Source organism: Ralstonia sp. 25C (genome assembly GCF_051904805.1).
In the GTDB taxonomy this organism is placed as follows: domain Bacteria; phylum Pseudomonadota; class Gammaproteobacteria; order Burkholderiales; family Burkholderiaceae; genus Ralstonia.
Genome location: NZ_CP196737.1, coordinates 496462 through 518004, shown reverse-complemented (window position 1 = coordinate 518004; position 21543 = coordinate 496462). Strand labels below are relative to the sequence as shown.

The 21543-nt window shown below is 64.9% G+C and carries 15 protein-coding genes and 1 other RNA gene; 9 read left to right on the top strand and 7 right to left on the bottom strand.

The features are described from left to right. Positions 1-92 precede the first annotated feature (92 nt). The 5 genes from ACS7SF_RS02295 to trxA form a co-directional block, all read right to left on the bottom strand. Complete coding sequence (locus tag ACS7SF_RS02295) at positions 93-965, bottom strand: zinc-dependent peptidase (protein WP_439891502.1); 873 nt, start codon at positions 963-965, stop codon at positions 93-95. Positions 966-1029: 64 nt separating this feature from the next. Continuing rightward, positions 1030-1698, bottom strand: coding sequence for a LuxR C-terminal-related transcriptional regulator (locus tag ACS7SF_RS02290; RefSeq protein WP_439891501.1), 669 nt, complete (start codon positions 1696-1698; stop codon positions 1030-1032). A 1045-nt stretch (positions 1699-2743) separates the two neighbouring features. After that, positions 2744-4117 (bottom strand): sigma 54-interacting transcriptional regulator, encoded by a 1374-nt coding sequence (locus tag ACS7SF_RS02285; protein ID WP_439891500.1) that lies wholly within the window; start codon positions 4115-4117, stop codon positions 2744-2746. A gap of 278 nt (positions 4118-4395) precedes the next feature. Continuing rightward, positions 4396-5658: a transcription termination factor Rho gene (gene rho / locus ACS7SF_RS02280; protein ID WP_048934259.1), complete on the bottom strand. Its 1263-nt coding sequence runs from the start codon at positions 5656-5658 to the stop codon at positions 4396-4398. Positions 5659-5847: 189 nt separating this feature from the next. Next, positions 5848-6174 (bottom strand): thioredoxin TrxA, encoded by a 327-nt coding sequence (trxA, locus tag ACS7SF_RS02275; protein ID WP_439891499.1) that lies wholly within the window; start codon positions 6172-6174, stop codon positions 5848-5850. Between the two features lie 203 nt (positions 6175-6377). On the opposite strand from trxA, the gene ACS7SF_RS02270 reads away from it, so the two are divergent. Further along, positions 6378-9230: a PD-(D/E)XK nuclease family protein gene (locus tag ACS7SF_RS02270; protein ID WP_439891498.1), complete on the top strand. Its 2853-nt coding sequence runs from the start codon at positions 6378-6380 to the stop codon at positions 9228-9230. Beyond that, entirely contained in the window at positions 9227-12745 is a 3519-nt protein-coding gene (locus tag ACS7SF_RS02265; protein WP_439891497.1) for a UvrD-helicase domain-containing protein, read from the top strand. Before ACS7SF_RS02270 ends, ACS7SF_RS02265 begins: the two co-directional genes overlap by 4 nt. Positions 12746-12800: 55 nt before the next feature. On the opposite strand, the gene ffs is transcribed toward ACS7SF_RS02265, so the two are convergent. Then, positions 12801-12899: signal recognition particle sRNA small type (ffs, locus tag ACS7SF_RS02260), an RNA gene on the bottom strand. Positions 12900-13025: 126 nt separating this feature from the next. Here ffs and ACS7SF_RS02255 point away from each other — a divergent pair. The 4 genes from ACS7SF_RS02255 to recR all read left to right on the top strand — a co-directional run bounded on the left by ACS7SF_RS02255 (position 13026) and on the right by recR (position 16609). After that, positions 13026-15242, top strand: coding sequence for a DNA polymerase III subunit gamma/tau (locus ACS7SF_RS02255; protein WP_439891496.1), 2217 nt, complete (start codon positions 13026-13028; stop codon positions 15240-15242). 84 nt (positions 15243-15326) lie between these two features. Further along, positions 15327-15674 carry a YbaB/EbfC family nucleoid-associated protein gene (locus ACS7SF_RS02250; RefSeq protein ID WP_048934264.1) on the top strand — a complete coding sequence of 116 codons (348 nt, stop codon included), beginning with the start codon at positions 15327-15329 and terminating at the stop codon, positions 15672-15674. A 15-nt stretch (positions 15675-15689) separates the two neighbouring features. Next, a complete protein-coding gene (locus tag ACS7SF_RS02245) occupies positions 15690-15989 on the top strand; it encodes an antibiotic biosynthesis monooxygenase family protein (RefSeq protein WP_426393789.1) in 300 nt (99 codons plus the stop codon). Next, positions 15989-16609: a recombination mediator RecR gene (gene recR / locus ACS7SF_RS02240; protein ID WP_439891495.1), complete on the top strand. Its 621-nt coding sequence runs from the start codon at positions 15989-15991 to the stop codon at positions 16607-16609. The genes ACS7SF_RS02245 and recR overlap by 1 nt, the downstream gene beginning before the upstream one ends. Before the next feature lie 27 nt (positions 16610-16636). Here the strand turns inward: recR and ACS7SF_RS02235 are convergent, their stop codons facing one another. Further along, positions 16637-18007, bottom strand: a complete 1371-nt coding sequence (locus ACS7SF_RS02235) for a carbohydrate porin (protein WP_439891494.1) — start codon at positions 18005-18007, stop codon at positions 16637-16639. A gap of 173 nt (positions 18008-18180) precedes the next feature. Between ACS7SF_RS02235 and ACS7SF_RS02230 the strand changes: the two genes are divergently transcribed. From ACS7SF_RS02230 to ACS7SF_RS02220, 3 genes are all read left to right on the top strand, one after another. Further along, a complete protein-coding gene (locus ACS7SF_RS02230; protein WP_439891493.1) occupies positions 18181-19095 on the top strand; it encodes a LysR substrate-binding domain-containing protein in 915 nt (304 codons plus the stop codon). Between the two features lie 22 nt (positions 19096-19117). After that, positions 19118-20326 (top strand): CaiB/BaiF CoA transferase family protein, encoded by a 1209-nt coding sequence (locus tag ACS7SF_RS02225; RefSeq protein ID WP_439891492.1) that lies wholly within the window; start codon positions 19118-19120, stop codon positions 20324-20326. A 108-nt stretch (positions 20327-20434) separates the two neighbouring features. Further along, positions 20435-21484 carry an ABC transporter substrate-binding protein gene (locus ACS7SF_RS02220; protein ID WP_439891491.1) on the top strand — a complete coding sequence of 350 codons (1050 nt, stop codon included), beginning with the start codon at positions 20435-20437 and terminating at the stop codon, positions 21482-21484. The last annotated feature ends 59 nt before the right edge of the window (positions 21485-21543 follow it).

Genomic DNA, 21543 nt, shown 5'->3' with positions numbered 1-21543 from the left:
AGAAACGGCGATTATGCCAGAGAAACAAAGGCTTGGGCAACGCGCCGCCCGCAAAATGCGCCAGGGCCGGCGTACGAAAAGCAATTCATTCATCACTTGTTGTGGTGAAAATCCGACCCGGTGAGCTCTGTATGCCATGTCCGTCGCGCCGGGTCTTGCAGATAGAAGGCCTGCAGCAGCGCGTACAGGGCCGGCAGCGTGTCGAGCAAGGCTCCGGGCTCGACGAAGAACACCTCGGATGCCACCGCAAAGAACTCCGCTGGGTGCTGCGCACCGTATGGGTCGAGCAGCGACAGGATGGAATCCGTCTCCCAGCGATGTTCGGGAAGCTGGTCACATCGATCGACAAAGGCGTCGTATTCCGCGTAAAGCGCGTCGGCCCACGCTTCACGATCGAGATTGGCGTGCAGCCGCGACGAGAAGGCCGGAATGCCGTCGGACTCGCCATTGCGCATGTCCAGCTTGTGTGCAAATTCGTGGATCACCACGTTGTACGGCAGCGCATCGTGGGCAGCCAATGCGCCGCCGAGTTCGATGTCTTGCCACGACAGGATGACCGGGCCGTGCTCCCACGCCTCGCCGGCGGCCTCTTCGCGCACGTGCTGAACGACGCCGTCTTCGTCCATCACCTCTTTGCGGATCACGAACTCGCCCGGGTAGATGACCACGCCGTGCCAGCCGCCATACCACGCGATGCCGAGCTCCAGGATCGGTACGCTCGCCTGCACGGCAATGGCGACCACCATCTCATCGGTGAGCGGCAAGCCGTGCGCGGTGGTGAACTCCTTTTCGGCGATGAAGAGTGTTGCGGTTTCACGCAGGCGTGCGAGATCCGCTTCGGGCCAATCCAGCAAGAAGGGCAGGCAGGTCAGTGTGCGTGACCACAGCGCGTCGGAAATGGCGTAGCGCGACAGGCGCCGCGATCGTGCGCGGCCAGAGAACCAGCGGAAGACGGACGAAAGCATGCGCCAAGTATATCGACACCCCGCCTGCGGCTTTGCGACGCCGGCTTTGGTCCAAACGCGAGAGTCAGGCGACGGAGAGCAGCCGCGCGCCGCGCTGGTTGGCAACGTAGACCGCTTCGGTGCGGCTACGAACTTTCAGGCGCCGATACAGCGTGCTGATATGCGCCTTGGCGGTGGCCTCGGAGATGTTCAGCATGCGACTGATGGTCTTGACGGGGTGTCCGCGCGACAGCAACACCAGAATCTCGTACTGGCGCGGCGTGATGCCGAGCAGCTTGGGATCGGTTTGCGGATCGCCGGCCAGCGCCGGGTTGGGCGCGCCGTCCAGGCGAGATTCGGGCAGCAGCGCGCTGGCCGGAATGTATTGCCCGCCCACCAGCACCAGCTCCAGCGAAGCCGCGATGACCTCGCCCGGCGAATGCTTGAGCGTATAGCCCGACAAGCCCATCTGCATGAGCGTGCGGATGATGTCGGGGGATTCGGATTCGGCCAGCACGACCACGTGGCGCGCGTGCGGCCGGTGCATGATCTCGCCGATGGCGGACAGCTCGTCGAGATGCGGCAGCGGTAGGCCAATCACAAGAAGACCAGCGTCGGCATTGGATTCGATGGCGTCAAACATGCCGTCGTCTGGCTCAACGACGGTGACGCCGGTGACGCCTTTGAGCGTCCGTAACAGGTGCGCAATGCCCGTACGCACCAACGGATGGGCTTCGATCAAAACAGTGTTCATCGTTGTTCTCGACCTGTTACCGATCTTGCGAACATCCTTGTCGCCCCAGACGATAAAGCAGGCCGGAGCAGACCCCCGTTCCGAATCATTCTAGTGGCGTATCAAGAAAATGACAGTTGCCACGGTCATGCCTCGGGACCCTTGCCGATACGCCTTAGCCACTGTAGGTCAGTGTGTGCCGGGGCGCGTAATCCACTCGTTACGAAGCGGGTCGACGCAATGGCGTGGTTTTGTGGCGGCTCTTGTTTCAGGCGCGACACAAAAACGTGTGCCAACTTGGCGCGAACCCTCTTCCGGGCGCGGAATATCCCGTAAAAACAAGGCGTTAATCATCATGGCATGGATGTCGCTCTATGCCCCATGGGGAGGAGAGAGCCATGCCAACCATTGCGCAGCGCTGTGCTCGGCGTTGGCCGTTGCGGCGGACGGTCGATTGGGCGGGAGTGGTTGCGAGCCTTGCGGCCATGGCGGTCATGGTGCCCGCGTTCGCAATAGGCAGCGACTTCGCCATTCGTGGCGCTTTCACCGATACGTTGCCGGTGCGAACCGCCATCGGTCCTGATCCCACCCGCGCATTCGATCCATCCATCGGTTTCGCTCAGCCCGTGTTCTGGGCCGGCGAACAGAGTACGTCGCATGCGTGGCTTAACCATCCTCCGCCAAGGGGCATGTGCGCAACCCCCCCGGAAGTGGGGGTGCGACCGCCCGTGGCAGCGGGCTTGGGCATGACGCACGCCGAATTGCACGCCGGATACGGGTGACGCACGGACAACACCTTCGCTGCGCGCTCCGTACACACCGATGTGGCGTTGGCGCAACGTAGGGCACGGCGGCAGGGCTGCGCCGCATGGTTTTGTGCTCCGTCCCCCGGCGGGCACTCTTTTCTAACGGAAGCCAAGTGGGGTGCTCGATATGCAAACGACACTGACTGCGTGTGCGGCACCCGGGCCACCCCTCGGCCGCTGAGCGGTCGTATCCCGTGCGTTTGGGCAAAGAAATGGGGGGCACAGCGCCAAGCTGTACCCCGCCCAGGAAGAATGACGAGTCAGGCTGTATGCAGCGGGTGTTCAGCGCGGATGCCGTGCTTTTGCATCAGCCGATACAGCGTCACGCGGGATACCGCCAGTTCGCGCGCGGTCATGCCCATATGGAAGCCATTGCGGGCGATGGCGGTGCGGATGGCGTCGGATTCGGCGCCTTCCCGCGCTTCCTCCAGCGTCTGGCCCGAAATCGACGCATAGCCTTCCAGATGCAGATCGGCCGCGGAGATCTTGCGGTTGTCCGTCATCACCAAGGCGCGGCGCACGCGGTTGATCAGCTCGCGCACGTTGCCGGGCCAGGGGTAATGCATCATCGCGTGCAGTGCGCAGGGCGTGAAGCCGCGGATGCGGTGCGAGGCCTCATTGGCGTGCTGGGCGAGGATGTGCTCGGCCAGCAGAACGATGTCACTGCCGCGCTCACGCAGCGGCGGCACGGAAAGCGTGAGCACGCAGAGCCGGTGGAAGAGGTCGGTGCGGAATCCACCGTGGTGTTGCGCGGCTTCCAGGTCCACGTGTGTGGCCGAGATGATGCGGATATCCAGCGGAATCGCCTGATGCCCACCCAGCCGCGTAATCGTGCCTTGTTGCAGGAAACGCAGCAGGCTCACCTGGCTTTCCAGCGGCAAGTCGCCGATTTCATCCAGGAACAGCGTGCCGCCATTGGCGCGCTCCACCCAGCCGATATGGCGCTGGTGGGCCCCGGTGAAAGCGCCTTTCTCATAGCCGAACAGTTCGGACTGGATCAGGTGCGGGGGAATCGCACCGCAATTGATGGCGATGAACGGCCCGCCGGCCCGCGCCGATGCCTCGTGAATGGCCTGTGCGGTCAACTCCTTGCCGGTGCCGGACTCGCCTGCGATGAACGCCGGAGCGCTGTTCTGTGCGACCTTACGGATCGCGCGGAACAGGTTATGCATGGCCGGGCATTCGCCGAGCATGCGGGCGCTGTTGGGTTTGGGGGTCGGCGTGGACTCTTGCGCCAGCGCGGCCATGCCCCAGGCGTGGCGCAGCGAGTAGGCGGCTTCGTCCGTGCGCAGCGGCATCTGTACATAGTCGACGCAGTAGTCGCGCACGAGTTGGCGCACGCGTTCGTGGTTCAGCAAGTTGGCCGGCAGTGCGGCCACCCATCCCACGTGCGGCACCTGCATGCAGCGCTCCAGCAGGTCCAGCTCGGAGGCGGAGAACCCGCTGCCAAAATCGATCAGCCCAGCCTTGGGCACCCCATCGCGGATCGCGCAGCCGAGCTCGCGCACCGACGTGACACGCCGTACGTGCCAGTCCGCGCCCAGCACCGTCTCGTCGATCTCCGCCATCCCCGCGCGTGACGCAACCACGACGGTTCGGCACGCACTTGTACATTCCAGCGACGTTTCGCGCATGGTTTTCCCCCGTTCGTTTTTCGTGGTCTTTCCCCTGCTGCCCAGGCGGCTCAGCCCAGGCAGGTTTGCAGTATGGTTGCCGGGGTTGGCTTTTGCGATGACGTTTAAGGACGAGGGCAGCAAACGCTTGCGGGCGGCGCACGTAATGCAAATGAACTAGCAAGTTTCACAGCGGTGACGAGAAAATCCGCTGCTCAATCAAGCCGTTGCCGAAGCAATAAAAAAGCGCACCACTGTGGGTGCGCTTTTCGATACGTGGCTAAACCGTTTGAAGAGACTTAGCCGCCGCGTTTCATCATGTCGAAGAACTCGGCGTTGTTCTTCGTCGACTTGAGCTTGTCGAGCAGGAATTCCATCGCCTCGACTTCATCCATGTCGTGGATGAACTTGCGCAGGATCCACACCTTCTGCAGGATGTCCGGCTTGATCAGCAGTTCTTCACGGCGTGTGCCCGACTTGTTCAGGTTGATGGCCGGGTAGACGCGCTTCTCGGCCAGGCGACGCTCCAGGTGCACTTCCATGTTGCCGGTGCCCTTGAACTCTTCGTAGATCACGTCGTCCATGCGGCTGCCGGTTTCGATCAGCGCGGTACCGATGATGGTGAGCGAACCACCTTCTTCCAGGTTACGTGCGGCACCGAAGAAACGCTTCGGGCGCTGCAGCGCGTTGGCGTCCACACCACCGGTCAGCACCTTGCCCGAGGTCGGCACCACGGTGTTGTAGGCACGAGCCAGACGCGTGATCGAGTCCAGCACGATCACCACATCCTTCTTCAGCTCGACCAGACGCTTGGCCTTTTCGATGACCATTTCGGCCACTTGCACATGGCGCACGGCCGGTTCATCGAACGTCGATGCCACCACTTCGCCGCGCACGGTGCGCTGCATTTCGGTCACTTCTTCCGGGCGCTCATCGATCAGCAGCACGAACAGCTCGGCTTCCGGGTGGTTGGTCGCGATGGCGTGCGCAATGTGCTGCAGCATCACGGTCTTGCCCGACTTGGGCGACGCCACCAGCAGCGCGCGCTGGCCGCGGCCGATCGGGGCAATCATGTCGATGATGCGGCCGGTGATGTTCTCTTCGGCCTTGATGTCGCGTTCGAGGATGAGCGGCTTGTTCGGGTGCAGCGGCGTCAGGTTCTCGAACATGATGCGGTTCTTGACCGCCTCAGGAGGCTGCGTGTTGACCTTGTCGACCTTCACCAGCGCGAAGTAGCGCTCGCCGTCCTTGGGCGTGCGGACTTCGCCTTCAATCGTGTCGCCGGTGTGCAGGTTGAAGCGGCGGATCTGCGATGGGCTGATGTAGATGTCATCCGTGCTGGCCAGATACGAGGTTTCCGGCGAACGCAGAAAACCGAAGCCATCGGGCAGCACTTCAAGCGTGCCGTCGCCAAAAATCGTTTCCCCCTGTTTCGCCTTCTTTTTCAGGATGGCAAACATCAACTCTTGTTTGCGCATGCGCTGCGCGTTATCGATCTCCAGCTGTCCCGCCATTTCCAGCAATTGGGACACGTGCAGGGATTTCAGTTCTGTCAGATGCATAGACGAAAGAATGGGAAGGGCCCGAACGGGCAGCGAAACGAAAAACGGGGGAGGGGGGAAAGGTCGAGCGAACGCTCGGGGAAACAGATTCGATGCAATTTTAGCACAACGCTGACGGGCTTCCAGGCGGAAGTGCGCCAGCGTCTGTGCGGGTAGTGCGACGGATTGCGCGCTACCCGTAAATACGGCTTACAGGTGGCTGTCCAGGAATGCGGTCAGTTGCGACTTGGACAGTGCGCCAACCTTCTGCGCGGCCACAGCGCCGTTCTTGAACAGGATCAGCGTCGGGATGCCACGAATGCCGAACTTGGCCGGCACGCCCTGGTTTTCATCGACGTTGATCTTGGCGATCTGCACTTTCTCGCCGTAGTCCTTGGAGACTTCGTCCAGGATCGGGGCGATCATCTTGCAGGGGCCGCACCATTCGGCCCAGAAATCGAGGAGCACGGGTTTGTCGGACTTGAGCACGTCGGCCTCGAAGGACGCGTCGCTCACATACTTGATCTGGTCGCTCATGGCGGGAACCTCTGTTATTTCGTAAAAGCTGGCGACGTGCGCCAAACCCATACATTACACGATTACGCGAACCGGCGTGTATTGGGGCCTCTGTCAATGCAGGTGCTGCTGATATAGTACCGGCGCCCCCTTTTTCAACTGTTGATTGTCGCTATCAGGCTGATAGCGATGGCTGCAGTTTGTTGTCACCTGTTCTCCGCTGCATGCAGACGCTCGCTTTCGCGCCCGGCCCAGCATTCCTCTCACGTGCCGCCGATGCGGCGTGGCGTTTTCTCGACGCGCATCCGCAACCTTCTGGCGCTGCCACCGTGGTTGTGCCGACCGCCGCGCAAATCCCCGGCGTGCGCAGTGCGCTGCATGCCAGCGCGCAGGCTGCGGGCACGCCGCGTTTGCTGCCGCGCATTGTGACGCTGGGTCACTGGTTGCTGGATTTGCCACCCGAGCCCGGATTGCCCGCTGCACGCACCGCGCTGTCGCGACTGCTGGCCGTGCAGCAGGCACTCAAGACGCAAGCGTGGCTGCGCGAAGCACTTGGTGCGCAGGACGATGCGGCGCTCTGGGGCGTGGCCCAGGTGCTGGTGACCGTGTCCGATGAGTTGTCGCAGCGGTGGCTGACGCTCGATGCGGCGGATAGCGATGCCGAAGGCCGACAGGATGAACTGGAAGGCGCGCTGGCCGAGGCGCTGGAGCGCACGTATGCGCAGTTGTCGGAGCGGTTTCTTGGCACCGAGTCGCGCATCGTGCTCACGTTCTGGCGCCTGCTTTCGAGCGCGGCAGACCCGATTCCGGTGCGATTGCGTGCGATGCGGCGTTTGCTCGACGCGCTGCGCGGGCCGATCGTGTGGATGAGTCCGACCGACCCGGAAGCCGTTGATCTGGATTTTTTGCAGCGAGCCGCCGAGCGCGTACCGGTGCTGAGCATCGGCTACGACTGGAATGCAGCGCAGGCGTCGTTTGCCGACGCGGCGACGCATGCGGATTTCCGCAACCTGCTGCTCCATGCGTGGCCCGAATGTGCGACACCCGCACAGGCCGCGGACGATGACGCCGATCGCCAGATTCCCGCACCTGTCCTGCGCATCGCCGGTGCGGCGCGCTTTGAGGACGAAGCCGCCTTTGCCGCCCATACGCTGGTCGATTGGCTGAACGCAGGGCGTCGTTCCTTGGCGCTGGTGGCGCAGGATCGCATCGTTGCGCGGCGGGTGCGGGCGCTGCTTGCGCGCGTGAATGTGCCGGTGCGTGATGAGACCGGCTGGAAGCTCTCCACCACGCGCGCCGCCGCTGCGTTGATGCGCTGGGTCGATGTCGTGCAGGGCGATGGCGATACCGCTGCGCTTCTCGACCTCATCAAGAGCCCGTTTTGCCTGCGCGATGCTGACACCGGCACCGGTGCGGGCACCCCCGCGCCCGCGTGGGTCACGGAGCTGGAGCGTCGCGTGCGCCGGCACAACGTCACAGGTGGGTGGGGGCGCTTGCGGCGCCTGGTGGCGGACCGCCCGGCCGACGATGCGGATGGCGAGCCGCAAGTCAGTCGCTTGGCCGATCGACTGGGCGTGCTGGCTGACGAGGCAGCGCTCTGGCGCCGCGCCGGCAATGCCACGCTCGACGCCTGGATGACATTGCTGTCCGGCACGCTCGATCGACTGCACATGCGCACCGGGCTGCAGAACGACGATGCTGGCCGTCAATTGCTGGATTGGATCGACCGCTTGCGTACCTCCGTGCATGGCAGCGCGGATGCGGGAGCGCGCTTCTTGCTGGTCGAATGGCGCGCGTTGCTGTCGATGTTGCTGGAGTCGGCCGTCTTCAGCGAGCCAGCGCCGCCGGCGGACCGGCGTGTCGTCATCCTGCCGCTCAACGGCGCGCGCATGCGGCGCTTTGATGGCGTGGTGGTGGTGGGCTGTGACGATGCGCAGTTGCCCTCCGCACAGCCGGAGTGGCTCTTTTTCTCCAACGACGTGCGCCGCGAACTGGGGTTGCCCGACCGCGCACAGCGTTTCGCCCAGCAGGCGCGTGACCTGGCCGAAGTGCTGCTCAATCAGCCGGAGGTCGTGCTGAGCTGGCAACGCCATGGTGGGCGCGGCGAGCCCAATCGGCTATCGGGTTGGCTTGAGCGCTTGCAGCGCCGTCTGGCCGTGAGCGGTGTGCGTATCGATACCCCCGTTGTGTTGCCAAGCCTGCAGACGACCAGCCAGCCAACCGACATGCCCGCACCCGCAGCGCCCGCGCTGGTGCCCGGCACACTGAGCGCTGCCGCCTACAACAGCCTGCGCCGCTGCCCGTATCAGTTCTTTGTCGGTCGCATGCTCCGGCTAGGTGAGTTGGAAGAGGTGTCCGACGAACTGGAAAAGCGCGATATCGGCGAGATCCTCCACGCGATCCTGCATCGCTTCCACCGGCAACTGCTGGAGACGCCGATGCACGACGCAGCGGATCGCCGGGCGCTGCTGCAGACCATCACCGATGAGCTGTTCGGCCGACTGCTGGCCGAGGACGGCAACGCGCTGCGGTTCTATCGACGCTGGCTGGGCGTGATGCCGTCGTACCTGGCATGGCAGGCCGCGCGCGAAGCCGACGGGTGGCACTTCGACGCGGGCGAAGTGGAGGTGGATACGTCCATCACCCTGCCGAACGAGCGCCCGCTGCACTTGCGCGGCCGAATCGACCGCATTGATGTGCACGCAGAACACGGTGTGGCGGTGCTGGACTACAAGACGCAATCGCCCATGGTGCTGGTGCGTCGCGCCAAAACGCCGTTCGAGGATTGCCAGTTGCCGTTCTATGGCGTGCTCGATGCGCGCGCGGATCGGGGTGGTTGGGTCTCGCTCGACGGCGAGGCGCGCGGCGACAAACGCGATGTCGAGTTGCCGGATTTCACGCAGGTTGTCGACTGGTTGATCGAGCAGATGCAGAAAGACATGACGGCCGTGGCGGCCGGGGCACCGCTGCCGGCTTTTGGTGATGAGTCGGCGTGTCGCTATTGCGCCGCGCGCGGCCTCTGCCGCAAGGGGTATTGGACCAATGGCGCACCACGTGAGCCGGAGGGCCAGGCATGAGCGACCACGCTTACGAGCGCGACGGCGCGGCGGTCTCACCCGAGGACTTTTCGCGTGCTGCGTGCGATCCGCGGCGCTCTGTCGTCGTGGAGGCGTGCGCGGGCAGCGGCAAGACGTGGCTGCTCGTTACGCGCATGCTGCGCTTGCTGCTGGCGGGCGCAGCGCCGGGCGACATTCTCGCTATCACGTTCACACGCAAGGCTGCCGAAGAGATGCGACAGCGCTTGCTGGACATCCTCGCGCAACTGGCGAGCGCAGACGATGACGGCGTGGTGCGCGAGCTGATTGCGCGCACGGTCGATGAGCGCGATGCGCCAGCGCTGGTCGACGCAGCGCGCGGGTTGTACGCGCGTGTATTGGAATCGCCGCAACGCATGGCGATCGATACCTTCCACGGTTGGTTTGGCTCATTGCTGCGCGGGGCACCCTTGTCTTCGGGCGTACAGCAGGGCGCCTCGTTGCGTGAAGATGCCGGTCGGCTGCGACGTGAGGCGTGGGCACCGTTCTGGCGCGGTCTGCTGGCGGAAGATCACGTGCAATTGCGCGTCGCATACGAAACGCTTGCCGATTTGGTTGGCGATTTTCAGGCCGGCAGGTTGCTCGATGCCATGTTTCACCAGCGCAGTGACTGGTGGGCCTACAAGACGCAGGCGGGCGGGCGCCCGTTGGATGCGCTCGACACATTGCTCGGTGACGACGCGACGATCGATCCGTTGATCGAGACGCTGCAGGATGCGGCGCTGCTGACTGACATGCTGCGAGCGTCTGGCTGGCTGGGGCAGGGTGGTGCAGCCGAGGGCAAGCGCGCGGTGACCATCGAATCGGCGGTGACAGCCGCACGCGGGATCGATGTGTCCGGCGAAGCGGCACGCGCGCAGGCATTTGATGCGTTGTTTGCCGCCTTCCACACGCAGGCCGGCAAGGCACGCGCGTGCAAGCCGACCAAGGCACTCGTCAAGGCCATTGGCGATGACCACGCGCAAACGCTGGTGACCCTGCACGCCACGCTGTGCGAAGCGCTGACCACCGTTCAGGCGCGCCGCCAGGAAGCGCACGTGCGCGCCGTCAACGCTGCATTGTTTGCACTGGGTGATGCGCTGATCGACCGCTACCAGGCCTACAAGCGCCAGGCGCGCGCCATGGACTTCACCGATCTGGAATGGGAAGCCGCCCGCCTGATGCAGCAAGAGGACACGGCGGCCTACCTGCAGGTGCGGCTCGATGCGCGCTACAAGCATCTGCTGCTCGACGAATTCCAGGATACGAACCCGATGCAGTTGCGCATCCTGCAAGGCTGGCTGGCCGGCTATGCGGGCACCGGCACGCAGCCGAGCGTGTTTCTGGTGGGCGATCCAAAACAGTCCATCTACCGCTTTCGCCGTGCAGATGCGCGCTTGTTTGATGCTGCTCGCGAGATGCTCGTCGCCGAGTTTGGCGCCATCGTGCTGCGCACGAACCGCACGCGCCGCAACGCGCCGGCCGTGCTGGAGTGGGTCAACGCCGTCTTTCAGCAAGCGCGGGCGCGTGGTGATTACCCCATCTACGCCGAGCAAAGCACCGCCGTTGATGCACCCATCGGGCAAGCGCTGCTGTTGCCGCTGGTGCCCGTGCCCGAAGCCGCGGAGGTGGATGAAGCTGCCCCGCGCGATACGCTGACCGAGCCGCGTGAAGAGACTGGCGACACGCAACGCTACGACGAGGGCCGCCAGGTCGCCGCTTGCCTGCGCGCATTGCACGCCAACGAACGCATTCGCGAAGGCGGCATGGAGCGCCCGGCGCGCTGGAGCGATTTCCAGTTGCTCGTTCGCCGCAAGCGCTACCTTGCCGACTACGAGCGCGCGCTGCGTGACGCCGGCGTGCCCTACATCAGCCCACGCCGGGGCGGCTTGCTCGCCACGCTCGAAGCGCTTGACCTGTGTGCGTTGCTCGATTTCCTGATGACGCCGCAAGCGGACCTCTCGCTAGCGCATGTGTTGCGCAGCCCGATGTTTGCCGTCACGAATGACGATCTGATCGCCATCGCGCAGGCCGGCGACAGCACGTTCGCGCCGACGTGGTGGGAGCGCCTGATCGCACTGTCGAATCACGCAGATGCCGCGCCGGCATTGCGCCATGCCCATCGCATGCTCGCGCGCTGGTTGGCGGTCGCGCCCACGTTGCCTGTGCACGATCTGCTCGATCACATCGTCTACACCGGTGAACTCAAGCGCCGCTACGCCGAGCGCGCGCCAGCGGCCAATCGCGACCAGGTACTCGCCAACCTCGATGCATTCCTCAAACTCGCGCTCGACTTGGATGGCGGCCGCTACCCGAGCCTGCCGAAGTTCACGGCCGAGTTGCGCGCCATCCGCCAGGGCGACGAGGACGAAAGCCCCGACGAAGGCACGCAAGCCGATGCGGAAGCGCCGGATGCCATCGACGCCGAAGTCGCCAGCGAAGGCCTCGATGCGGTGCAGATCCTGACCGTGCACGCGTCGAAGGGGCTCGAGGCACCGTTTGTGGTGTTGCTCGACACCCATCACAGCGACACCCGTGCTGATAGTGCGGGCATCCTGATCGACTGGCCCCCCGGCGCTGAGGCGCCCACGCATTTCTCCGCATTCGGCAAGACCGCCGAGCGGGGCCGCGCGCGCGATCCGCTATTCGCGCAGGAAAACACGCTTGCCGAGCGCGAGAACTGGAACCTGCTCTACGTGGCGATGACGCGTGCCCGTCAGGCGCTGATCGTCTCCGGGGTGGCCAACAAGCGCGATGCCACGGCAGCGCAATCGGTGGAGGAGGGCGATGTGCCCGAGGTGGATGGCGCCGCCAGTTGGTACACGCTATTGGCGACAGCGGGCGTCGCATCCCCGGCGCCGATGCTCGACGACGCGGTGGCCCCAGAGGGGAGGACCTCCGAGCGCGAAACCGTGTCGTACCACGACTTCCGCGCGCCGCTCACGGTAACGGTGCGCGTCGGTGGAACCGGTGCGCAAGCCGAAGGCACCGATATCGTGTTTGATCAAGGTGCCGTTGCGCAGGGCGAACTGCTGCATGCCGTGCTGGAACGCCTGACGCGCCATGGCTTGCCAGAAGAGGCCCCAGACGCCGACACCATCACACGCTGGTTCGGGGCGACGGGCACCACGCAAACCGAGGCCACCCGAGCCACGGAAGCGGTGCGCCGCATGCTCGCAGCCGATGCCCTGGCGCACGTATTTGACCCCGCGCATTTCGACGCTGCTCACAACGAGGTCGAACTGTTCAGCCCCGATGGCGCGCTGCTGCGTATCGATCGCCTGATCGAGCGCGGCAACGAAGTCCTCGTCGTGGACTACAAGCTGCGTTTGCTGCCCGTTGAACGCGCCGCCTACGCAGAGCAGTTGCGTGGCTATGTCGCCGCCGTTACGCCGATGTATCCCGGACGTACTGTTCGCGCAGGCGTGGCGACAGCGCAAGGCGAATGGATCGATCTGGACGCGTTGCCCAAGCCGGCACAGCCATCACACGACGACAGCCAAGGCGCGCTGTTCTGACGCGGGCAGCACAAACAAGAAAAGGGGAAGGGTGATGCGGAAGGGAGATAAGAAGGGGGACGAGCCTGACCCTCGGCACTGGCAGGAAACGGCTGTGGCTGCTTCGTTCCCGACCTGACCAGGTTGACCGCGCCACCATGCGAGGAGGCCCGTCCGACCGCCATTGTAACCGACTCGCGTATCCCCACCTGAATATCCTTGCAATTCGCTCGGCGCACACGCGGGTTGACCCCTCGGAATGCACGTCGGAAATCCACTTCGCTTTGCTACAATCCGCCGCATGAGTTATCAAGTGCTCGCCCGCAAGTGGCGCCCTCGCGATTTCACCACGTTGGTCGGTCAGGAACACGTGGTGAAAGCGCTCACGCATGCGCTCGAACAGCAGCGCCTGCACCACGCCTACCTGTTCACCGGTACGCGCGGTGTCGGCAAGACCACGCTGTCGCGCATCCTTGCCAAATCGCTCAATTGCGTGGGCGCGGACGGGCAGGGCGGCATCACCGCGCAGCCCTGTGGCGTATGCCGCGCGTGCACGGAAATCGATGCCGGGCGCTTTGTCGATTACATCGAGATGGACGCCGCCTCCAATCGCGGCGTCGACGAGATGGCACAGCTGCTTGACCGCGCGGTCTACGCGCCGACGGTCGGCCGCTTCAAGGTCTACATGATCGACGAAGTGCACATGCTGACCAACCACGCCTTCAACGCGATGCTGAAGACGCTGGAAGAGCCGCCCGAGCACGTCAAGTTCATCCTCGCGACCACCGACCCGCAGAAGATTCCGGTGACGGTGCTGTCGCGCTGCCTGCAGTTCAACCTTAAGCAGATGCCGCCCGGGCACATCGTGTCCCACCTCGATCGCATTCTCGGCGAGGAAGGGATCGCCCACGAGCCGAATGCGCTGCGCCTGCTGGCGGCGGCCGCTCAGGGTTCGATGCGCGATGCGCTATCGCTCACCGACCAAGCCATCGCGTATAGCGCGGGCGAGGTGAGCGAAGCCGCCGTGCGCGGCATGCTTGGCGCGATTGATCAGAGTTACCTAGTGCGCCTGCTCGATGCGCTGGCCGACGAGAACGGCGCCGGGCTCGTCGAGATTGCCGATGAGATGGCCGGGCGCAGCCTGAGCTTTTCGGGCGCGCTGCAGGATCTCGCATCGCTGCTGCAGAAGATTGCGCTGGCGCAGGTCGTGCCCGCTGCCGTGCAGGACGATTGGCCTGAGGCCGACGATGTGCGCCGCCTGGCCGAGCGCTTCGATGCGCAATCGGTGCAACTGTTCTATCAATTCGCCAATCTGGGCCGCAATGAACTGGCGCTTGCGCCGGACGAATACGCTGGCTTCACGATGACGTTGCTGCGCATGCTGGCGTTCCAGCCCGGGCAGTCGGGCGGGGACGTGACACCGCCTTCGGGTGGCGGCGGCAAGCGAGCGATGCCGTTGGCAGCGGCGCCGGCTGCATCGACGCGTCCGGCGGTGACGGCGACTGCGCCGATGGCGGCGCCGGTTGCCCAGGCAGCGCCGGTGGCGGTGCGCCCGGAACCCGTAGTGGAGACGCCGCGCGCAACGTATCAGGCAAGCCCGCCGGCACCTGCGCCAGTGGTCGCGGTTGCTGAGGCGCCTGCAGCCACACCGGCCGCGCCGGTGCGTCGCTCGCCGGCCATGGAGGCATTGGCGGCTGCGCGTCAGGCATCGAGCCGTGGCCGTGGCGGTGCTTCGGCGCCAGCAGCGGCACCGATGGCCGCGCCTGCGCCGGTCGCACGTCCAGCCGCTCCCGCTGCGGGGCCGCGTCCGAATACGGCGAATCCCGCGAATCCGGTTGCGGCGCCGGCCTCCCCGCCGCCGCGCCGTGAGCAGCCGCCTGTGGCTGCCAAGCCCGTCGATGATGGCCCGCCGCCCTGGGACGAAATGCCTGGCGAATTTGCGTCCCCTTCGTTTGAAGAGATGGATGCCGCGTTTGCCGGCTGGGATTCCGCTTCGAGCACGCGCCCTGGCACATCGGAGCCCGTAGCGCGTCCTGCGCAGATCGAAGCACCGGTTGCAGTGCCCGTGCCGGCCAAGACCGCCACGCCGGAGCCTGTCGCCGCGGCGACGCCGCCTGACTTGAGCGCCAGCAGCCTCACCACGTTCGATGGCAACTGGCCTGCGCTGGCGGCCAGCCTGCCAATGCGCGGTTTGGCGCAGCAGCTGGCTTACCAAAGTGAGTTGGTCGCCGTAGAAGGCGTCACGATGCGCTTGCGCTTGCCGCTGCCCGCATTGACCGAGGCAAACGTCGTCGAACGACTTGAGGCGGCGCTGACAGAGCACTTCGGCACGCCCGTTCGTGTGACGTGCGATATCGGTGCCGCGCGCGCTACCGCCGCCGCCGTGGATGCTGAGCAGCGTGCCGAGCGGCAACGCAATGCCGAAGACGCCATCGCCGCTAACCCGTTTGTCCAGGCGTTGGTGCGCGACTTTGCCGCGCAGGTCGTCCCCGGTTCGATTCAACCGCACGCGCACTGAATCGTCTCAACGTCTGAACATTGAACACCGGCGCGCCCACACGAGCGGCGCGCTTTGTATGACCCATTCCAAGGAGCAACGACCATGATGAAAGGCCAGATCGCCGGGCTGATGAAGCAAGCCCAGCAGATGCAGGAAAACATGAAGAAGGCGCAGGAGCAGCTCGCCCTGATCGAGGTGGAAGGTGTGTCCGGCGCCGGCCTCGTGAAGGTAGTGATGACTTGCAAGAACGACGTGAAGCGCGTGTCGATCGACCCGAGCCTCGTGGCCGAAGGCGAAGACAAGGAACTGCTGGAAGACCTCGTTGCCGCGGCGTTCAACGATGCCGTGCGCAAGGCCGAGGCCACCACGCAAGAGAAGATGGGCTCGCTGACGTCGGGCCTGGGTGGCATGGCGAGCATGCTGCCGCCGGGCTTCAAGCTGCCGTTCTAAATTCAGGATCGCGCCATGGTGCTGGAATCCGCGCTGCTGCATGTCAAGCCGGGTGAGGAGGCAGCGTTTGAGGCCGCCTTTAACGAGGCTCGCCACATCATCGGTGCGATGCGGGGCTTTATTTCGTTGACGTTGTCGCGCTGCGTGGAAAAGCCCAGCGACTACCTCCTTCTGGTGCAATGGCAGACGCTGGAAGACCACACCGTGGGCTTCCGGCAATCAGCGGAATACCAGCGCTGGCGCGCCCTGTTGCATCACTTCTACGACCCAATGCCGGAAGTGCTGCACTACACGGCGGTTGCGGAGCACCCCTGATGCGCAACGGTCCTGGCACGCCATCGGCGCTGCAGATGTTGGTCGAGGCCCTGCGTGTGCTGCCGGGCGTCGGCCCTAAATCTGCGCAGCGTATGGCGTATCACTTGCTGCAGCATGATCGCGACGGCGCGGCGCGCTTGGCGCAGGCGCTGGGGGAGGCTGCCGAGTCCATCCAGCACTGCAGCCGTTGCAACACCTTCACCGAGCAGGACGTCTGCGAAACCTGCCTCGACCCGCGTCGCGATGCGTCCGTGCTGTGCGTGGTGGAAACACCGGCCGATCAGATGATGATCGAGCAGACGCTGACCTATCGCGGCCAGTACTTTGTGCTGATGGGGCGGCTCTCGCCGCTGGACAACATCGGCCCGAAGGAGATTCACCTCGAACGCTTGCTGGCCCGCGCGACCGATCCGGCGCTGGGCGGGCCATGCGCCGAGGTCATCCTTGCCACCAATTTCACCAGCGAAGGCGAGGCGACGGCCCACTACATTGGGGAGATGCTCAAGGCGCGCGGCATCAAGGCGACGCGTCTGGCGCGTGGTGTGCCGGTGGGCGGTGAGCTGGAGTATGTGGATGCGGGCACCATCGCCCGCGCGGTGCTGGATCGGCGCCAGCTTTGAGCCGGCGCCGGTGCTGGCGCCAGTTCGTCAGAATTCGGTGTGCAGGCGCGTACCGAAGAACACCGCGGGGCCGCGATCCGCGTTGTAGCCGGGGTTGCGAATCCACTGCACGTCGGCGCTAACCCACAGATGCTTGGCCGCCTGGAAGCTGTAGAACGCCTCGACGATCTGCTCGGGCGCGTAGTTCAGCTTGCCATCCCCCAGGAAGACGCCCATGCCGCCTTGCTGCAGATAGCGACGGTGATCCGGCGACAGCATGTTGATGGCCGCCGCCAGCCCGACGGTGTCTTCCGAGCGGCCCCACTTGCTGCCCCTGACCACGGCGCCAAATGAGATGGCGCGGTCGATTTCCGTAAACGAATACGTCTCCGTTTTGCCATCTGCCCACGAAGCGCGCGCGAAGAGGCCGATGTCGTCATAGAGCTGCTGTTCGCCGCCAATGCCGATGCCGACCTTGGTGTTCTCGCGCCGCACGAGGTTGATGTCCGGCGCGCTTCCGGTGGATTGGCCGAGTGCCAGGGCATCGTCATAGCGCGCCATGTTGGCCTTGTTGCGGAAGAGCATGACGCGCAGCTTGCCTGGCTGGCCTGCCAGCGTATGGCTGTGCTCGACTTCGAAGACGTCGCCGTAGTGGCGCACGACGCGGGTATCCAGTGCCAGACCGTTCGACTCGATCGGCTGGATGAAGCGGCCCAGGCGATAGGCCCAGTCGCCGTCGTAGTACTCCAGCGCGGCGCCTGAGGTATAGCCGCGGGCGTCGGCGGCATAGTCAAAGGCGCCGTGCGTGAGGAATGACCAGTTCAGGAATTGCGTGCGCGGGTCGTGGGCGTAGGTCACGCTGTCGAATACGTCGAGCACGGAGAAGTTGCCTGCCGTGAAGACCAAGCGACGCTTGTCGACCGGGCCGGCAAACTGGTTCATCTCAGCTTCCTGGTCTTCCCTATCGCCGCCCGGGCCGCCCAGGCCGACCGTCTGGCGGAAAAAGGCGCGCGCGCGGTAGACCGTTGGGTCGGCGCCAGCGGTCTTGGCCAGTTCACCGTTGCTGAAGCCGCCCAGGCCGTGCAATTCCGAGAAGGCCTTGCCGAAGGCGACTTCCGGGTTGATATGCACTTCCGCGCCTTGCCACAGGCGCATGCCCAAGTCGAGCGTGGTGGTGACCGAATAGCTGGTGGTGGATTGCCCGGACAGGCTGTTCTGGCCGCTGTACGGCGAGTGGAACGACAAGTCGTGCTGCCACACATAGGTGGCCTGGCCGTGCACGGCAAAGCGGTCCGGATCGTTGATCGCCCAGCTTGATGCGTTGTCGTCCGCCAAGGCGTGCCCGGCGCACAGCATCAGGGCAAAGACGGGCGACAGGGCGGTCAGGCGAGAGAGGCGGGCGTGGAACGGCGGCATCATGACGACAAGCGGCAGCAAGGGGAGCGAAGGCCGTTAGAATCCTTTTCTCGGATCGGGGACGGCCAAAAGTCCGCCATGGTAACCGTGGGTGGATGAAGGCCGGATGAAACACGCACGGAACGTGCCTCGATGTCGTATTGGATGTTGTGTATTTCCCACCTTCGGCACCCACGATGAACCTTGCCCGCTTCGATCTTGTCACCCTCGGCCTGTTTGTGGCGGTGGCCCGGCTGGGCAGTATCTCGGCCGGCGCGCGGCAGTCGAACCTGGCGGTGGCTGCGGCCAGCAAGCGGATTTCCGACCTCGAAGCCGCCGTGGGTGCGCCGCTGCTGTATCGCCACGCCGCCGGCGTGGAGCTGACCGAGGCGGGGCAGGCGTGCTTCCGCCACGCCGTGGGCATCCTGCAGGATGTCGAGCGCATGGCTGGCGCACTGTCCGACTTCGCCGCCGGCACACGTGGCCTGGTGCGCGTGTGGGCCAACACCTCGTCGATTACGCAGTTCCTGGCCGATGACCTGGCCGCGTTCATGCTGGCCAATCCGGCCATCCGCATTGCCCTGGAAGAGCAGGACAGCGGCGACATCGTGGCTGCGCTGCGCGAGAACCGGGCAGACCTCGGCATCTTCGCGGCCGGCACGCCATGCGAGGGGCTGCAATCGTTCGATTACCGCGAGGACGATCTCGCCCTGGTCACGCCGCGTGGCCATCCGCTGGCCGGTCGCAAGCAGGTGAGCTTCGCTGATGCGGTGGACTTCGATTTCGTCAGCCTGCCGCCGGGAACGTCACTGGCCGCGCAACTCCTCGAAGAAAGCCAGCGCCTGGGCAAGCCGCTGCGTTTGCGCATTCAGGTGCGCAGCTTTGAAGCCGTTTGCCGCATGGTCGCTTCCGGTCTTGGCGTGGGGGTGCTGCCGCGCATCGCGGCGCAAGGGCATGTGTCGAGCTTGCCGGGTGCCGGCCTCGCGCTGGTGCCGCTCCAAGACGAATGGGCGCATCGCCGCTTGCTCGTCGGCGTGCGCGATCCCGATGCGCTGACCAGCTCCGCGCGCCTCCTGATGACCCATCTGCTCGGCAATCCTGCCGCGCTCTGAATTCAACGTGCTTCGTACCACCATGTCGACACAGGTTTTGCAGAACATCCGCGTGCTCGAACTCGGGCAACTGATTGCGGGCCCATTTGCCGCCAAGACACTCGCCGATTTTGGCGCGCAGGTCATCAAGATCGAGCCGCCGGGGCAGGGCGATCCGCTACGCAAATGGCGGATGCTGCATGAGGGCACCTCGGTCTGGTGGGAGGCGCAGTCGCGCAACAAGCAGTCCGTCTGCGTGGACCTGCGCGTGCCGGAAGGACAGGACGTCGTGCGCAAGCTGGCCGCTGAGGCCGATGTGCTGATCGAAAATTTCCGCCCCGGCACGATGGAGAAGTGGGGCCTGTCGTACGAGGCGCTCTCCGCCATCAACCCGAAGCTGATCATGCTGCGCGTGTCGGGCTACGGCCAGACCGGCCCGAAGCGCGACGAGCCTGGCTTTGCGGCGATTGCCGAGGCCATGGCCGGCTTGCGCTATTTGACCGGCGAGCCGGGACGTCCGCCCGCGCGTGCCGGCCTATCGCTGGGCGACACGATTGCCGGCCTGCACGGCGCGCTGGGCGTGCTGCTGGCCTTGTACGAACGCGATGCGCGCGGCGGCAAGGGGCAGGTGATCGACGTCGCGTTGTACGAATCGGTGTTCAACCTGACAGAGAGCCTGCTGCCCGAGTATTCGGTGTTTGGTGCGATTCGCCAGCCGGCCGGCGGGGCGCTGCCGGGCATAGCGCCATCCAACGCGTATCGCTGTGCGGGCGGCGAGTATGTGCTAATCGCCGCGAACGGCGACAACATCTTCCGCCGCCTGATGCTGAAGATGGGTCGGCAGGATCTGGCAGATGATCCAAGCCTCGCTCGTAACGATGGCCGCGCCGCCCGTGCGGAAGAAATTGATGCTGCCATCAACGCCTGGACGGGCACGTTGCCCATCGCTGACGTGCTGGCCGCGCTGCACGAAGCTGAAGTGCCCAGCGGCCCGATCTACACCATCGCCGATATTGCCGCCGACCCGCATTACCGCGCGCGCGGCGTCATCGAGACGGTGCGCGCGCAGTCGGGCATCGACGTCGAGATGCCGGGTGTGGTGCCGAAGCTTTCCGCCACGCCGGGCGCCGTGCAGGCGAGCGCGCCGCGCCTGGGCCAGCACACGCGCGACGTGCTGCGCGGCCATGGCCTGACCGATGCACAGATCGACGCGCTGGTGTCGCAAGGCATCGTTGCAGAGGCCAAGGGCTAAGCACTACGCAGCTAGGACCATCCCGCATGTTGTGTGGCAAACCGTTGCGGTAATATCGCCGCCAAGGCAATCGCCGCCGCAGAGAACAACGCATTCCAGGAGATGAGCATGGGGACACGAGGCATCGGCCGCTGGGCAAAATGGATGGGCGCAGCCCTGTGCGCAGCGAGCCTGCTGGCCGCCAGCCCTGTCGCTCTGGCGCAGGGCAAGCCTGAAAAGAGCAAGGTCACCATCGCGGTGGGCGGCAAGGCGCTGTTCTACTATCTGCCGCTGACGATTGCCGAGCGTCTGGGCTACTTCAAGGATGAAGGCCTGGACGTGGAGATCGTCGACTTTGCCGGTGGCGCCAAGGCGCTGCAGGCCGTGGTGGGCGGCAGTGCCGACGTGGTGAGCGGCGCTTACGAGCACACGCTGGTGCTGCAGGCCAAAGGCCAGATGTACCAGGAGTTCGTGCTGCAAGGCCGCGCCCCGCAGATCGTGCTGGCGGTCAACAACAAGACGATGCTCAACTACAAGTCGATCGCCGATCTGAAAGGCAAGAAGATCGGCGTAACCGCGCCGGGCTCGTCGACCAACATCATGGTCAACTACGTGCTGGCGCGCGCCGGTATCAAGCCGAACGAGGTATCGATCATCGGCGTCGGCCCGAGCAGCGGTGCGATTGCCGCCGTGCGTGCCGGCCAGATCGATGCCCTGGCCAACCTCGATCCGGTGATGTCGATGCTCACGCAAAAGAACGAAGTGCGCGTGATTTCTGATACCCGCACGCTGGCCGATACCAAGGCGGTGTTCGGCGGCAACATGCCGGCCGGCTGCCTGTATGCGTCCACCGCGTTCATCCAGAAGAATCCGAACACCACGCAGGCGATGACCAACGCCATGGTGCGCGCGCTCAAGTGGCTGCAGAAGGCGGGCCCATCGGACATCGTCAAGACCGTGCCGGAAGCCTATCTGCTGGGTGACCGCGCGCTGTACCTGGCTGCGTGGGACAAGGTGCGCGAGGCCATCTCGCCGGATGGCACGATGCCTGCCGACGGCCCGGCCACAGCGCTGCACACGATCGCGGAATTTGACGCCGAGGTGAAGGGCAAGCCGATCAAGCTGGACCAGACCTTCACCAACACCTTCGTGCAGAAGGCCAACGCCAAGTACAAGTAAGCCTTTCGGAGTTTCACGATGCGCCCGGTCCCCACCGGGCGCATTGCTTTGGACGATTC